The following is a 14,838-nucleotide window of genomic DNA, read 5'->3' as shown; positions in this document are numbered from 1 at the left end:
CCGCCATTATGATCCGACTTCAAAGCCTAACATTACAGCGTGGCCCGCAGCGTCTTCTTGAAGATGCCGAGCTGACCCTGCACGCCGGTCACAAAGCCGGCCTGATCGGTGCCAATGGCGCCGGTAAATCCACGTTGTTCGCCCTGTTGCTGGGTGAGCTGACCCCGGATTCCGGGGACTGCCTGCTGCCGGCCGACTGGCGCATCGCCCATATGCGCCAGGAGATCGACACCCTGGACCGCATCGCGATCGACTACGTGCTCGATGGCGACCTGCGCCTGCGCCAGGTGCAACACGACCTCGCCGCCGCAGAACAAGCCCAGGACGGCGCCGCCCAAGCCCGCCTGCATTCTGAGCTGGACAGCGCCGACGGCTACACCGCCGACGCCCGCGCCCGCAAGATGCTCGCCGGCCTTGGGTTTACCAACGAACAGATGGATCGCCCGGTCGCCGACTTCTCTGGCGGCTGGCGCATGCGCCTGAACCTGGCCCAGGCGCTGATGTGTCCTTCGGACCTGTTGCTGCTCGACGAGCCGACCAACCACTTGGACCTTGATGCGATCCTGTGGCTGGAAGACTTCCTCAAGAACTATCAGGGCACCCTGTTGCTGATTTCCCACGACCGGGATTTCCTCGACGCCGTGGTCGACAATATCGCCCATGTCGAACAGAAGAAAATCACGCTCTATCGGGGCGGCTACACCGCCTTCGAGCGCGCCCGTGCCGAACGCCTGGCCCAGCAGCAACAGGCTTTCGAGAAGCAGCAGGCGCAGCGCGCGCATATGGAAAGCTATATCGCCCGGTTCAAGGCCCAGGCCACCAAGGCGCGGCAGGCCCAGAGCCGGATCAAGGCGCTGGAGCGCATGGAAGAACTATCGGCGGCCCATGTCGATTCGCCGTTCGACTTCGTGTTCCGTGAGTCGGTGAAAATCTCCAGCCCCTTGCTCGATCTGTCGGATGCGCGCCTGGGTTATGGCGACAAGACCATCCTCGAGAAGGTCAAGCTGCAGCTCACGCCTGGCGCACGCATCGGTTTGTTGGGGCCTAACGGCGCGGGCAAGTCGACGCTGATCAAGAACCTGTCGGGCGAACTGGAGCCCTTGGCCGGCCGCCTGACCCGTGGCGAGAACACCGTGGTGGGCTACTTCGCCCAGCATCAACTGGACTCGCTGGATTCCAAGGCGAGCCCGCTGTTGCACCTGCAGCGCCTGGCGCCCACCGAGCGCGAACAGACCCTGCGTGATTTCCTCGGGGGTTTCGACTTCCGTGGCGCGCGTATCGATGAGCCGGTGCTGAATTTTTCCGGTGGCGAAAAGGCACGCCTGGCCCTGGCCCTGATCGCCTGGGACCGCCCGAACCTGCTGCTGCTCGACGAGCCGACCAATCACCTGGACCTGGAAATGCGCCTGGCGCTGACCATGGCCCTGCAGGAATTCAGCGGCGCGGTACTGGTGGTGTCTCACGATCGCCACCTGCTCAAAAGCACCACTGATAACTTCCTGCTGGTGGCCGACGGCAAGGTCGAGGAATTCGACGGCGACCTGGACGACTATGCGCGCTGGCTGACCGACTACCGTCTGCGCAATGCGCCGGCCAGCAACACACCGGTCAACCCGGACAAGACCGATAAGAAAGCCCAGCGCCAGGCTGCCGCCGCACTGCGTCAGCAGTTGGCGCCGCACAAGCGCGAAGCTGACAAGCTGGAGGTCGAGTTGGGCAAGGTGCATGAGCGCCTGGCCAAGATCGAAACCAGCTTGGGCGACAGCGCTGTGTACGAGGCCGCGCGCAAGGATGAACTGCGCGACCTGCTGGCCGAACAGGCCCGGCTCAAGGTGCGTGAAGGGCAACTGGAGGAATCCTGGATGGAAGCCCTCGAAGTGCTTGAAACCCTGCAAGCGGAGCTGGAGGCGCTGTCCTGATGGAAGCGTTGCAGCTGCCTTTGCCGGCGCAATGGATCGAGCCTGTGTGGATCGGCGTGCAAATCCTGCTGATCCTGCTGGCGGGTTATCTTGCCCAGCGTTTTGTCGCCAAAGGCCTGACCCGCCTGGGTGAACGCTATCCATTCCCGCCACAGTTGTTGATGCCGCTGCGCGGTGGCCTGCGCTGGCTGATCATGGGCAGTGCGCTGATCTTCGTCTTGGGCCGCCTGGGCGTATCCGCCACGGTGCTGTGGACGGCACTGTCAGGCTTTGTGGCAGTGGCGGCGGTGGCGTTCTTCGCCATGTGGTCCGTGCTGTCCAACTTGCTGTGCGCGATCTTGATCTTCACCGTGGGGCCGTTTCGCCTCGGCGACATCGTCGAACTGGTGGACACCGTCGACAAACCCGGTGTGAAAGGGCGCGTCGTGGCGATCAATCTGCTCTATACCACGCTGGTCGAGGTGGCAGAGGCCGGTACGGACAGCGCGATGGTACAAGTGCCCAACAGTCTGTTCTTCCAGCGCTCGGTGCGGCGTTGGCCCGGTACCCATGTGTTTCCTGGCGACCGCTAGAAATCACCGCCTGCAAAAATTGATAGCCAGCCTTTGGCCGGCAGCGTTAGCTTAAGGCACAACCGCAAACTCCTTTCCGAGGTGTGCAATGGCACTCGACACGTGGCTGGCCTTTTTCCTGGCCAGTTGGATCATCTCCCTTTCCCCCGGCGCGGGCGCCATCGCTTCGATGTCCAGCGGCCTGCAATACGGTTTCGTACGCGGTTACTGGAACGCCATTGGCCTGCAGCTGGGCCTGGCGATGCAGATTGCCGTGGTGGCGGGCGGCTTGGGTGCCATCCTGGCGACGTCCTCCACCGCGTTTTATGCGATCAAATGGTTTGGCGTGGCGTACCTGGTCTACCTGGCCATCAAGCAATGGCGCGCCTTGCCCATGGACATGACCGATGACGCTGCGGTGCGCCCGATTGGCAAGCCGATGGCCATGATGTTCCGTGGTTTTCTGGTCAACGCCAGCAACCCGAAGGCGTTGGTATTCATGCTCGCGGTATTGCCGCAATTCGTGAATCCACAGGCACCGTTGGCGGTCCAGTACCTGATCATTGGTGCAACGATGATCAGCGTCGATATGATCGTGATGGCCGGTTATACGGGGTTGGCCTCGAAAGTCCTGCGCCTGTTGCGCTCGCCCAAGCAGCAGAAGCGCGTGAACCGCACATTCGCCGGGTTGTTCGTCGGCGCCGCCGGTTTCCTCGCCAGCCTGCATCGCGCCACGGTGTAATTGACGAAACCGGATCAAAATGTGGGAGGGGGCTTGCTCCCGATGGCGGAGTATCAGTCAGCTCATCGCTAGCTGAACCACCGTTATCGGGAGCAAGCCCCCTCCCACATTGGTTTTGTGGCAATGCCAAATAACACCTTGAGTCAAATCCGTTAAAGCTCAACAATAGTGTTACTTCGTATTTCCACTTGAGATTCATTCATGACTGCCCCCTTCCGTTTTCTCGCCTGGCTGGTGCTGCCAGCGTTGATGTCGTGCAGCTTCAATCTGTTGGCCGCGACGGCCGAAGGCGCACCCCAGGCGTTGCATCTGCTTGACTACATTTGCGCCGACTATCCGCCCACTGTGGAGGCGGGCAAGGTGGTGGACGAATCGGAATTTCGCGAACAGGTGGAGTTCTTGGGCGTGCTGCAGGGTCTGGTTGCGCAACTGCCGGAAAAGCCCGAACGCGTCGAGTTAATCAAGGGCGTTGATGAGTTGCTCGCGGCAGTCACCGCCCATGCAGACGGCGCAACTGTCGCCCGCCAGGCCCGTCAATTGGGCGCCAGGCTGGCGGTGGCGTATGAAGTCAGCCAGGCGCCGGCGATCACTCCCGACCCTACGCGCGGTGCTCCGCTATATGCCCAGCATTGTTCGGTGTGCCACGGCACGGCCGGCGCTGGCGATGGCCCGGCAGGCATGGGCATGACCCCGCCGCCCGCTAACCTGCGCGATGCCACGCGCCTGGATCGCCTGAGCCTCTACGCGATCTATAACACCCTGGGCCTGGGTGTCGAAGGCACTGATATGCCGTCCTTTGCCGACCAGTTGGATGACCGCCAGCGCTGGGACCTCGCCACCTACATCGCAGGTTTCACGGCTGACCCGGCTGCGGTCAACAGCGAACACACCTTCAACCTGGCCGACCTGGCACGCCAGACGCCCAACGAAGTACTGGCCGCTGACGGCCCGGCGGTGGCAGCGACCTTCCGCGCCCAACGCGCACAGCCGCCGCAGGTCAAGCGTGGCCCGGCACAGTTGCTCGACTACACCGCTGCCACCCTGGACAAAAGCCTGGCCGCGTTCCGTAACGGCGACCACGAACAAGCCTATGACTTGTCGGTAGCCGCTTACCTGGAAGGTTTCGAGCTGGTGGAAAGCTCGCTGGATAACGTCGACGCCAACGTGCGCAAAGACACCGAGAAGGCGCTGATGGCCTACCGCCAGTCCTTGCAGGACGGGCTGCCGATCGAACAGGTGCAACAGCGCCTGGATGCAGCCAAGGGCAAGCTCAGCGAGTCCGCCGGCTTGCTCGGCGGCGATGGCTTGAGCTGGTCGTTGAGCTACATCTCCGGTTTGCTGATCCTGCTGCGCGAAGGCCTGGAAGCGATCCTGGTGCTGGCGGCGATCCTGGCCTTCCTGCGTAACACCGGCCAGCAATCGGCGGTGCGCAGCGTCAACGTCGGCTGGGGCCTGGCGCTGTTGGCCGGCTTGGCTACCTGGGCGCTGGCGGCGTATGTGATTGATGTCAGCGGCGCCCAGCGAGAATTGCTGGAAGGCTGCACAGCACTGTTCGCCAGCGTGATGGTGCTGTGGCTGGGCGTATGGATGCACGACCGGCGCCACGCGGCGGCCTGGCAGGACTACATCAAGAGCAGCCTGGTGGGCGGTGGTGGGCGTTTCGGCTTTGCGCTGCTGGCCTTCTTCTCGGTGTACCGCGAATTGTTCGAAGTGATCCTGTTCTACGAAACCCTGTGGCTGCAAGCCGGCCCGGCCGGGCACAACGCGGTGCTGGCCGGTGGCGCCACCGCATTGGTGCTGCTGGTGGGCCTGGCCTGGGTGATTCTGCGCGGTTCGGCGAAGCTGCCGTTGGCGCTGTTCTTCGGTATCAACGCCGCGCTGCTGTGCGCACTTTCGGTGGTGTTCGCCGGGCATGGCGTCAAAGCATTGCAGGAAGCGGGCGTCTTCGGCACGCGGCCGGTGGCGTTCTTTGACTTCGACTGGCTGGGCATTCACGCCGATGCGTATTCGTTGAGTGCGCAGGCCGTGGCGATCCTGGCGATTGTGGTGCTGTATGGCCGCAGTCGCCTGGCCGAGAAGCGGGTGGCGGCATAGTCATGCGGGTGTGGATCGATGCGGACGCCTGCCCGCGGGCGGCCAAGGATCAGGTGGTGAAGTTCGCCCTCAAGCGCCAGTTTGACGTGGTGCTGGTGGCCGGTCAGAGCCAGATCAAACCCAGCTTTGCCTGTGTGAAGCTGATCGTAGTGCCCAGTGGTCCCGATGCGGCCGATGACTACCTGGTAGAGCACGCCATGCCGGGCGAGTTGGTGATCTGCAGCGATGTGCCCTTGGCCGACCGCCTGGTCAAGAAGGGCATCACGGCCCTCGACCCGCGCGGCAAAGAGTTCAGCCCGGCAAACATGAGTGAGCGCCTGGCAGTGCGTAACCTGTTCACCGACTTGCGCGAGCAAGGCCAGATGGGCGGCGGGCCACCGCCGCACAGCGAGAAGGACAAACAGGCGTTCGCCAACGCGCTGGACCGCCTGCTCACCCGTTTGATGAAACCTGTGTAGGAGCGCGCTTGCTCGCGAAGAACGGCAACGATAACGCGGGCACTCCGGATAAACGCGGCGCCCTCAGGTTCTTCGCGAGCAAGCTCGCTCCTGCAGAAAGAGGGCGTTAGTCGTCTTCGTGGGTCAGTTCAAGCACCCGGTCCACGAGCTTGTTGATGCCCGACGCCACCTCGCTGATATTTTTGCCCAGCATATACGCCGGTGTACTCACCAACTTGCGTGCCTTGTCCTCAACGATATCTTCCACCGTGCATTCCTGATGGGTGGCGCCCATTTTGTCCAAGGCCGCTGCGGTATCGGTATCGTTGCCGATGGTGCAGATCACGCCCGGGCCGTAGATTTTTGCGGCCAGGGCCGGGGAAATGCAGATCAGCCCCACCGGCTTGCTCGCTTCGGCAAAGGCTTCCGCCAGCTCCAGCACCTGCGGATTGACGCTGCAGCCGGCGCCTTCCACTGCGAAATTCGACAGGTTCTTCGCCGCGCCAAACCCGCCCGGCACGATCAGCGCATCGAAGTCAGCCACGTTGGCCTCACGGATATCTTTCACCGCGCCTCGGGCGATGCGCGCTGACTCCACCAACACATTGCGCGATTCGGGCATTTCTTCGCCGGTAAGGTGGTTGATCACATGCAGCTGCGCAATATCTGGCGCAAAGCACTCAACCTGAGCGCCGCGCTGGTCCAGGCGCAGCAGGGTGATCACGCTTTCATGGATTTCTGCACCGTCGTACACGCCACAGCCGGAAAGGATCACTGCAATCTTTTTGCTCATGGGCATTTCTCCTGATTCATGGCGTTAAATGTCTACTAATTTGTAACCTGTTGCCAATGGGATCTCATGGGACTGCACTAATCTGATGTAACAAAAATAGACCGGACTAGCCCATGGACTTCGTGCCTTACGCGGTACCGTTTTTCATTGCCTTGATCGTGGTGGAGCTGCTGGCTGACCGCTGGCGCGGTGCGCGCAACTATCGAGTAGCCGACGCTATCAACAGCCTCAGCACCGGCGTGCTGTCTACCACCACCGGGTTACTGACCAAAGGCGTAGGTTTGCTCACCTACGCATTCGCCCTCAAGCACCTGGCGCTGATCGAATGGTCGGCCCAGAGCGTGTGGACCTGGGTGTGCGCCTTTGTGCTCTACGACTTCTGCTACTACTGGCTGCATCGCCTGGGCCATGAGCGCAATATCCTGTGGGCTGCGCACTCAGTGCACCACCAGAGCGAGGACTACAACCTCACCACCGCATTGCGTCAGACCAGTACCGGCTTTTTGTTGAGCTGGATCTTCTACCTGCCCCTGGCCGTGCTCGGTGTGCCGTTGGTGGTGTTCGTCAGTGTGGCTTCGCTCAACCTGCTGTATCAATTCTGGGTGCATACACGTCACGTGCCCAAGCTCGGCTGGTTCGAGGTGTTCTTCGTTACACCGTCCAATCATCGTGCCCACCACGCGCAGAACGCCCTCTACATGGATCGCAACTATGGCGGGGTGTTCATTTTTTGGGACCGCTTGTTCGGCACGTTCCAGGAAGAAGACGACAACGAACCGGTGATTTTCGGCGTGACCACGCCCCTGGCCAGTTGGAATCCGCTGTGGGCGAACCTGCAGTTTTATGCGCAGTTGTGGAGCGATGCCCGTCGTACTGAGAACCGCTGGGACAAGCTGCGCATCTGGTTCATGCGCACCGGCTGGCGCCCCGCAGATGTAAAAGCCAACTACCCGATAGCCAAGCCGGACCTGGCCCGGTTCCGCAAATTCGAGGTGCCGCTGGATACGCGCCAGCAGGTCTACGTTGCCGTGCAGTTTGCGGCTTATGTGGGGTTTGGCAGTTATTTGATGAATTTCGCAGAAGGCCTGCCCATGGCGGCGCTGGTGCTGGGCTGGGGCGCGATGGCCCTGGGGCTGTTCACGCTGGGGGTCGCACTGGAGAATCGCCCGTGGGCGCTGAAGGCAGAAGGGGTGCGCCTGGGGCTGAATCTGCCGTTGGTATGGCTGGCCCCGTGGGTCGGGCTATGGCCGGCCAGTACTCTGGGCTGGCTGGCCCTGCTGAGCTACAGCCTGCTCAGCGTGATTGGCCTCTACTGCTGCAGAAGCCGGGTTACTCGCCTGGCGTCTTAGGGGGTTCGACCGGGGCGGGTTCGGCAGCGAGCCGGGCCTTGGCTTCGGCACACGCCTCGCGGGCGATGCGGGCGTTCTTGACGCGGCGTCGCAGCCACAGGCCCAAGCCCAGCACCAGCAAGGCGCCCAGCACCCACAGCTCGTATTTCTTGACACTGCCGAGCATGCCTTCGAGTACCGCGCCGAAATGATAGGCCGCAGCCCCTAGCGCAGCCGCCCATATCGCCGCACCGATACCGTTGAGGATCAAATACCGCAGAGGTGGGTAGCCGGACAGGCCAATCGCCACTGGCATCACCGTGCGCAAACCGTAGACGAAGCGAAAGCTCAGCACCCAGATATCCGGATGCTTGCGGATATGTTCCAGCGCCTTGTCGCCCATCAATTGCCAGCGCGGTTTGCGCGCGAGCAATTTGCGGCCGTGCTTGCGCCCCATGTAGTACCACAGCTGGTCGCCGGCGTAGCTGCCGAAAAAGGCAACGACCACCACCAGGTTGATATCCATGTATCCACGGAACGCCAGGAAGCCTGCGAGCACGAGGATGGTCTCGCCTTCGAAGAACGTGCCGAGGAAGAGGGCAAAGTAGCCGAAGTCATGCAGAAATTGTTGAAGCATGGTCTAGGGTGCTGGCGAAATGAACGCGCAGCCTACGCCTTCACGAAGATTCATGAAAGTATCGAGATGTGTCACGAAGTGAACAATTCCTACGCAAATGCCGAATGCGACTTCAGGTCGCATCGATAAGCACAACTGTCATTCATTCGTCATAATGGCCGCTTATAACTGCACCGCCCGCCCGTAAACGCGGGCTCAGGAGTCTGTCGTGAGCTTTATCCCCGCCAACCGGCTATTTCCCGCCACACGTCTGCGCCGCAACCGCCGTGATGATTTTTCTCGCCGTCTGGTACGTGAAAATGTACTGACGACGAATGATCTGATCCTGCCGGTATTCGTGCTGGACGGTGAAAATCGCCGGGAAGCGGTGGCCTCGATGCCGGGGGTGGAGCGCTTGAGCATTGACCTGCTGCTCGAAGAAGCCGCCCATTGGGTGGAACTGGGAATCCCGGCGCTGCCCAATTGCTTAGAGAGCAACCATAGCCCTCACAGGAACACTCGATGAATACCGAAGGACTTACAGAAGTTGCCGTAAAAGACGCTCATCCGGTGGTTGAACAAGTCACCGAGACCCCGCCGGAGCTTGAGCCTGCCCCGCCTGTGGTGGCCGCCGAAGCGCCAGCGCCGGCGCCAGTGGCCGTGGTTACCAACCTGGATGACAGCAGCCTGTACATCCACCGCGAGCTGTCCCAACTGCAATTCAACATTCGGGTGCTGGAACAGGCGCTGGATGAGTCCTATCCGTTGCTGGAGCGGCTCAAGTTCCTGTTGATCTTCTCGAGCAACCTGGACGAGTTCTTCGAGATCCGCGTCGCCGGCCTCAAGAAGCAGATCACCTTCGCCCGTGAGCAAGCCGGTGCCGACGGCCTGCAACCGCACCAGGCCCTGGCGCGCATCAGTGAGCTGGTGCACGGCCATGTGGACCGCCAATACGCGATCCTCAACGATATCCTGCTGCCGGAGCTGGAAAAACATCAGGTCCGCTTCATCCGTCGCCGGCACTGGACCACCAAGATCAAGACCTGGGTGCGCCGTTACTTCCGTGACGAGATTTCACCGATCATCACCCCGATCGGCCTCGACCCGACGCACCCGTTCCCGTTGCTGGTGAACAAGAGCCTGAACTTCATCGTCGAGCTCGAAGGCATCGATGCCTTCGGCCGCGACTCGGGCCTTGCGATCATCCCGGCGCCGCGCCTGCTGCCACGGATCATCAAGGTACCCGAAGAGGTAGGGGGCGCTGGCGATAATTATGTATTCCTGTCGTCGATGATCCATGCGCACGCCGATGACCTGTTCCAGGGCATGAAGGTCAAGGGCTGCTACCAGTTCCGCCTGACCCGTAACGCTGACCTGGCGCTGGACTCCGAAGACGTCGAAGACTTGGCCCGTGCCCTGCGCGGAGAGCTGTTTTCGCGGCGCTACGGCGATGCGGTGCGCCTGGAAGTGGCGGATACCTGCCCGAAACACTTGTCGGATTACCTGCTCAAGCAGTTCAACCTGGCCGAATCCGAGTTGTACCAGGTCAATGGCCCGGTGAACCTGACGCGCCTGTTCAGCATCACCGGCCTGGACAGCCACCCGGAGCTGCAATACAAACCGTTTACACCGCAAATCCCGAAACTGCTGCAAAACAGCGAGAACATCTTCAGTGTGGTGAGCAAGCAGGACATTCTGCTGCTGCACCCCTTCGAGTCGTTCACCCCGGTGGTCGACCTGCTGCGTCAGGCCGCCAAGGACCCGCACGTCCTGGCTGTGCGCCAGACGCTGTATCGCTCCGGCGCCAACTCGGAAATCGTCGATGCACTGGTCGACGCTGCGCGTAACGGCAAGGAAGTCACGGTGGTGATCGAGCTGCGAGCGCGCTTCGATGAGGAGTCCAACCTGCAACTGGCCAGCCGCCTGCAAGCAGCCGGTGCGGTAGTGATCTATGGCGTGGTCGGCTTCAAGACCCACGCCAAGATGATGTTGATCCTGCGCCGCGAAGCCGGTGAAATCGTGCGTTACGCCCATTTGGGCACCGGCAACTACCACGCCGGCAACGCGAAGCTCTATACCGACTACAGCCTGCTGACGTCCGACGACGCCCTGTGCGAAGACGTCGGCAAGTTGTTCAGCCAGCTCATCGGCATGGGCAAGACCTTGCGCATGAAGAAGCTGCTGCACGCGCCGTTCACCCTGAAGAAGGGCATGCTCGACATGATTGCCCGCGAGACCCAGTTTGCCCTCGAGGGCAAGCCGGCGCACATCATCGCCAAATTCAACTCGCTGACCGATCCGAAGATCATCCGCGCGCTGTACAAGGCCAGCCAGTCGGGCGTGCGCATCGACCTGGTGGTCCGTGGCATGTGCTGCCTGCGCCCCGGCATTGTCGGCGTCTCGCATAACATCCATGTGCGCTCGATCATCGGCCGTTTCCTGGAGCACACGCGGGTGTTCTATTTCCTCAACGGTGGCGAAGAGCAGATGTTCCTCTCCAGCGCCGACTGGATGGAGCGCAACCTCGACAAACGCGTGGAGACCTGCTTCCCGGTGGAGGGCAAGAAGCTGGTCATGCGGGTCAAGAAGGAGCTGGAAAGCTACCTGACCGACAACACCCACAGCTGGAGCCTGCAGTCGGATGGGCGGTATGTGCGCAACACACCGACCGGCAACCAGAACCCGCGCAGTGCGCAGGCCACGTTGCTGGAGAAGCTGGGCAGCCCGATTCTGACGGTGAATTAAGCAAGGTTCGCTGCAATCCAATGTGGGAGGGGGCTTGCCCCCCGATGGCGGTGTCTCAGTCAAAGTATCAAGTGACTGACACACCGCATCGGGAGCAAGTCGAATCGTCGCACCGCCCCTCCCACATTTGTTTTGCGGTGTTCTTTAATGCAGGTTCAGGCTGAACCCCACCCGCGTCAGCCACTCCGCTTCCTGGGCGAAGTCCGCCTGGGTCAGCTGGTTTTCATCCAGCCAGCCTTTGGGGAACATCACTTCCAGGCTGTCGCCGTCGGCGCGCAGCTTCACCTGGGGCATTTCCTGGGTGCCACGGATGTGGTGGAACAGGATGGCAAAGCGCAACAGCGCGCACAGGCGAATCAGCTTGATGCCGTCTTTGCCGAACTCGGCAAATTTGTCCCTGGGAATATTGCGGCGGTGGCCGCGCACCAGCAGCGCGAGCATCTGTTGGTCTTCCCGTGAGAACCCGGCCAGGTCCGAGTGTTCGATCAGGTAGGCGCCGTGCTTGTGGTAATGGTAATGGGCGATGTCCAGGCCCACCTCGTGCACCTTGGCGGCCCAGCCCAGCAGTTCACGCCACACGCCGTTTTGCAGGTCCCAGTCATCGGCCACCTGGTCGAAGGCGTGCAGGGCTTTGCGCTCTACGCGCGCCGCTTGCTCCACGTCTACGTGGTAACGCTCCATCAACGAGCTGAGGGTGCGCTCACGCACATCTTCATGGTGATGGCGACCGAGCAGGTCATAGAGCACACCTTCGCGCAGGGCGCCGTCACAGTGGTCCATGCGTTGCAGTTCGAGGGCGTCGAAAATGGCTTCAAGAATCGCCAGGCCGGCGGGGAAGATGGCGCGGCGGTCAGGCTTGATGCCGTCGAAGTCGATCTTCTCGGCATCCCCCAGCTTGAACAGCTTGCGCTTGAGCCACGCCAGGCCTTCGGCATTCACCTCGCCGGTGCCATGGCCGCCGGCCTTGAGCGCCAGGCCGATGGCACGGATGGTGCCGGAAGAGCCGATGGCTTCATCCCAGCTCAGGCGGTGCAGGGCGTGTTCGATGCTCATGATCTCCAGCCGCGCCGCCGTGTAGGCCTGGGCATAGCGCGCCGGGGTGATCTTGCCGTCCTTGAAATAACGCTGCGTGTAGCTGACGCAGCCCATCTGCAGGCTTTCGCGCAGCAGGGGTTCGAAACGCTGGCCGATGATGAATTCGGTGCTGCCACCGCCAATGTCCGCCACCAGGCGTTTGCCCGGGGTGTCAGCCAGCGTGTGGGAGACCCCGAGGTAAATCAGGCGTGCTTCCTCGCGACCGGAAATAACCTCTACCGGATGCCCGAGGATTTCCTCGGCGCGATGGATGAATTCGTTGCGGTTACGGGCCTCACGCAAGGCGTTGGTGCCCACTATTCGTACAGCGCCAGGCGGCATGCCGTTGATCAGTTGCGCAAAGCGCTTGAGGCAGTCGAGGCCGCGCTGCATGGACTCTTCATTGAGCTGGCGTTCGTCGTTGATCCCGGCAGCCAGTTGCACTTTCTCGCCGAGCCGCTCAAGGATGCGGATTTCACCGTTCTGGGCCTTGGCCACGACCATGTGAAAGCTGTTGGAGCCCAGGTCGATGGCAGCGATCAGGGACAGGTTCTTGGCTTGGGATTGCGGCATGGTTTGGGGTCTCGGTCGATAACCTTGCCATCGTGCCACGATCGACCGCTGGAGCCAACGCGTTGTGCTTCGGTAATTTTTCTGCGGCTGTCTGTGGGGGTAATTTGTGAGATATGTGGGATGTCATCGAATGACAAGCGGGGGAGTAGTGAATTAATTTTGTAGGAGTTTTAACTTCGCCTCGTAGTAAAGCCGCGTTTTGATTTTCCCTACAGGACGCGTTTGATTATGTCATCGGGTATTTTGTTTTAGCCTACTTTTAAATTGGGTTTAAATGACCAGCAGGTTTTACCGTTCTCACATTAACCCAGGCGTTATCTGATTCTTTAATGAAGCACCAAGGCGACACACTGTCACCCGGCAATTTTGCCTTGGTGTTATTTATGTGTCGTTGTAGACATCCAGGAAGATAAACCGTTTGGCGATGGAACCGCCAAGACGAACGTAGAGAGCACCTGTTAACTTTCAAGTGACAGGTCGAATATGAAAAAAATTGTTGGATTGACCCTGGGTCTCGTTTGCCTGGCGGCAAACATTGGCGCACATGCTGCCACCAGCGCAGAACTGATCGTCAGGGGGGTCATCAAGCCCGCCGCCTGTAACCTCAGTATGAGCGGCGGTGGCATTATCAACTACGGCGATATTCCTTCGGGCCAACTGTCCCAGACGGCGTTTAACGCGCTCACCGAAAAAACCACGCCTATCACCGTCAGCTGCGGCAATACGCCTGTCCAGTTCGGGCTCAAATTTGTCGACCTGCAGGCCGGCAGCAAGGTAACGGGCATCCTCACTGCGCTCGGGGGTGGTTACACCGAGGCGAACAACTTTGGTTTGGGGACTGTGGCCGGCCGGAGAACGGGTGGCTTTGCCGTTACCCTCAGGGACCTGCGCTCGCCGACCGCAACACTGTTTCCGATCATGCGAATCAGCGCCGGCGCCTGGCAGAACAGTGATGGCAAAGTCGCACAAGCGCCCAGCCAATATTCCTGGCGCAGCAGCACGGCCGCCACACCCGCCTCTATCAACCAGTTGACCGGGACGATTGCTGTGCGCGCGGTGATCAATAAAGGCCAGGACCTGGACCTGAGTCGTGACGTTACCCTTGATGGGCGCGCAACACTTGAATTGAGTTACATCTAAGCGACATAACAACAGTCGACCAAGAAACATGTGTTTCTGGTCGGCTGTTTTAAAGCGCGCCCGACGCTAAATAGTCAACTTCAAGGTTGTGGGGAACACAGAGTGCTTAGTCGTCCCGTAAGAAAGAGTACGCGTTTGTTATATGCACTGTTGCTCTTGTGCTTTGTCGGTGTTGCGGTGGCTGATGGTATGTTGCCGGAAACCACGGTCATTGTATTGAACGAAGAGCAGGGTGAAGCGACGATAAACATCAAGAATACCGACGCGGCTCCAGCGCTGCTGCATTCGGTAATAGAAAACATACCGGAAGATGTGGAACCGCTCTTGATCGTGACGCCGCCTATTGCGCGGGTGGAAGGGGATGAAACGCAACTGGTGCGTTTCATCAGCACGTTGAAGGCCCCGTTGAAGACTCAGCGGCTCAAACGCGTGTCTTTCGAGGGCATTCCCCAGGCGCGTGCTGCGGGCGGTGCGACCATTGGTATCACCTTGCGGCAGAATTTGCCGCTGATCCTGCATCCCCAAGGCCTGCCGGTTCATCACACGCCCTGGGAGCTGCTGAAGTGGCGACGTACAGGGCAACGTTTGACGGTCCACAACGATAGCGCTTATGTGGTGCGCATGGCTCCGCAGGTTCGGTTATTGCCCCAGGGAGCCCTGGCTACGCTGCCGCGCACCTACATTTTGCCGGGCGAAGCGCTGGCGGTGAAGGTTGAAGGACCCTTGGAGGAACTGACTGATATAGAGATTCAACCGGCCACGATCTACGGCTTTTCGGTAGAAAACTACCGGGCCCCGATCAATACCGACGGGGGTTGATCGACCC

Annotated in this window: 12 protein-coding genes and 1 pseudogene; 10 read left to right on the top strand and 3 right to left on the bottom strand. The window is 60.7% G+C overall.

Features of this window, described 5'->3' with window-relative positions; genetic code table 11:
• The first annotated feature begins 8 nt into the window (after positions 1–8).
• From C4J87_RS24980 to C4J87_RS24960, 5 genes are all read left to right on the top strand, one after another.
• Positions 9–1,919, top strand: coding sequence for an ATP-binding cassette domain-containing protein (locus tag C4J87_RS24980; RefSeq protein WP_124368784.1), 1,911 nt, complete (start codon positions 9–11; stop codon positions 1,917–1,919).
• Positions 1,919–2,491 carry a mechanosensitive ion channel family protein gene (locus tag C4J87_RS24975; protein WP_015886482.1) on the top strand — a complete coding sequence of 191 codons (573 nt, stop codon included), beginning with the start codon at positions 1,919–1,921 and terminating at the stop codon, positions 2,489–2,491. The genes C4J87_RS24980 and C4J87_RS24975 overlap by 1 nt, the downstream gene beginning before the upstream one ends.
• Positions 2,492–2,579: 88 nt before the next feature.
• On the top strand, positions 2,580–3,212 hold the full coding sequence (locus C4J87_RS24970) for a LysE family transporter (protein ID WP_124368783.1): 633 nt from the start codon (positions 2,580–2,582) through the stop codon (positions 3,210–3,212).
• A 201-nt stretch (positions 3,213–3,413) separates the two neighbouring features.
• Positions 3,414–5,306, top strand: a complete 1,893-nt coding sequence (locus C4J87_RS24965; protein WP_124368782.1) for a cytochrome c/FTR1 family iron permease — start codon at positions 3,414–3,416, stop codon at positions 5,304–5,306.
• A 2-nt stretch (positions 5,307–5,308) separates the two neighbouring features.
• Entirely contained in the window at positions 5,309–5,764 is a 456-nt protein-coding gene (locus tag C4J87_RS24960; protein WP_124368781.1) for a YaiI/YqxD family protein, read from the top strand.
• Between the two features lie 106 nt (positions 5,765–5,870).
• On the opposite strand, the gene elbB is transcribed toward C4J87_RS24960, so the two are convergent.
• Entirely contained in the window at positions 5,871–6,536 is a 666-nt protein-coding gene (gene elbB, locus C4J87_RS24955) for an isoprenoid biosynthesis glyoxalase ElbB (protein ID WP_124368780.1), read from the bottom strand.
• Between the two features lie 113 nt (positions 6,537–6,649).
• Between elbB and C4J87_RS24950 the strand changes: the two genes are divergently transcribed.
• Positions 6,650–7,885: a sterol desaturase family protein gene (locus C4J87_RS24950; RefSeq protein ID WP_124368779.1), complete on the top strand. Its 1,236-nt coding sequence runs from the start codon at positions 6,650–6,652 to the stop codon at positions 7,883–7,885.
• Here C4J87_RS24950 and C4J87_RS24945 read toward each other — a convergent pair.
• The gene (locus C4J87_RS24945) at positions 7,866–8,501 is read right to left on the bottom strand and encodes a DedA family protein (protein WP_124364920.1); all 636 of its coding nucleotides are present in this window, start codon (positions 8,499–8,501) and stop codon (positions 7,866–7,868) included. The two genes, C4J87_RS24950 and C4J87_RS24945, sit on opposite strands and share 20 nt — an antisense overlap.
• Before the next feature lie 208 nt (positions 8,502–8,709).
• Here C4J87_RS24945 and C4J87_RS24940 point away from each other — a divergent pair.
• Both C4J87_RS24940 and ppk1 read left to right on the top strand, forming a co-directional pair.
• Positions 8,710–8,958: pseudogene (locus tag C4J87_RS24940) on the top strand (porphobilinogen synthase); the annotation flags it as partial.
• A gap of 44 nt (positions 8,959–9,002) precedes the next feature.
• Complete coding sequence (gene ppk1 / locus C4J87_RS24935; RefSeq protein ID WP_124368778.1) at positions 9,003–11,225, top strand: polyphosphate kinase 1; 2,223 nt, start codon at positions 9,003–9,005, stop codon at positions 11,223–11,225.
• Positions 11,226–11,369: 144 nt separating this feature from the next.
• Here ppk1 and ppx read toward each other — a convergent pair whose 3' ends face one another.
• On the bottom strand, positions 11,370–12,872 hold the full coding sequence (ppx, locus tag C4J87_RS24930) for an exopolyphosphatase (RefSeq protein ID WP_124364918.1): 1,503 nt from the start codon (positions 12,870–12,872) through the stop codon (positions 11,370–11,372).
• A 483-nt stretch (positions 12,873–13,355) separates the two neighbouring features.
• Here ppx and C4J87_RS24925 point away from each other — a divergent pair, with 483 nt between their 5' ends.
• Both C4J87_RS24925 and C4J87_RS24920 read left to right on the top strand, forming a co-directional pair.
• Positions 13,356–14,012: a DUF1120 domain-containing protein gene (locus tag C4J87_RS24925; protein WP_124368777.1), complete on the top strand. Its 657-nt coding sequence runs from the start codon at positions 13,356–13,358 to the stop codon at positions 14,010–14,012.
• Between the two features lie 135 nt (positions 14,013–14,147).
• The gene (locus tag C4J87_RS24920; RefSeq protein WP_218566964.1) at positions 14,148–14,831 is read left to right on the top strand and encodes a fimbria/pilus chaperone family protein; all 684 of its coding nucleotides are present in this window, start codon (positions 14,148–14,150) and stop codon (positions 14,829–14,831) included.
• The last annotated feature ends 7 nt before the right edge of the window (positions 14,832–14,838 follow it).

The organism is Pseudomonas sp. R1-43-08, assembly GCF_003852255.1.
Lineage (GTDB): Bacteria > Pseudomonadota > Gammaproteobacteria > Pseudomonadales > Pseudomonadaceae > Aquipseudomonas.
Note: the sequence above shows the minus strand (reverse complement) of the source record. Positions and strands in the feature narration are given on the sequence as shown.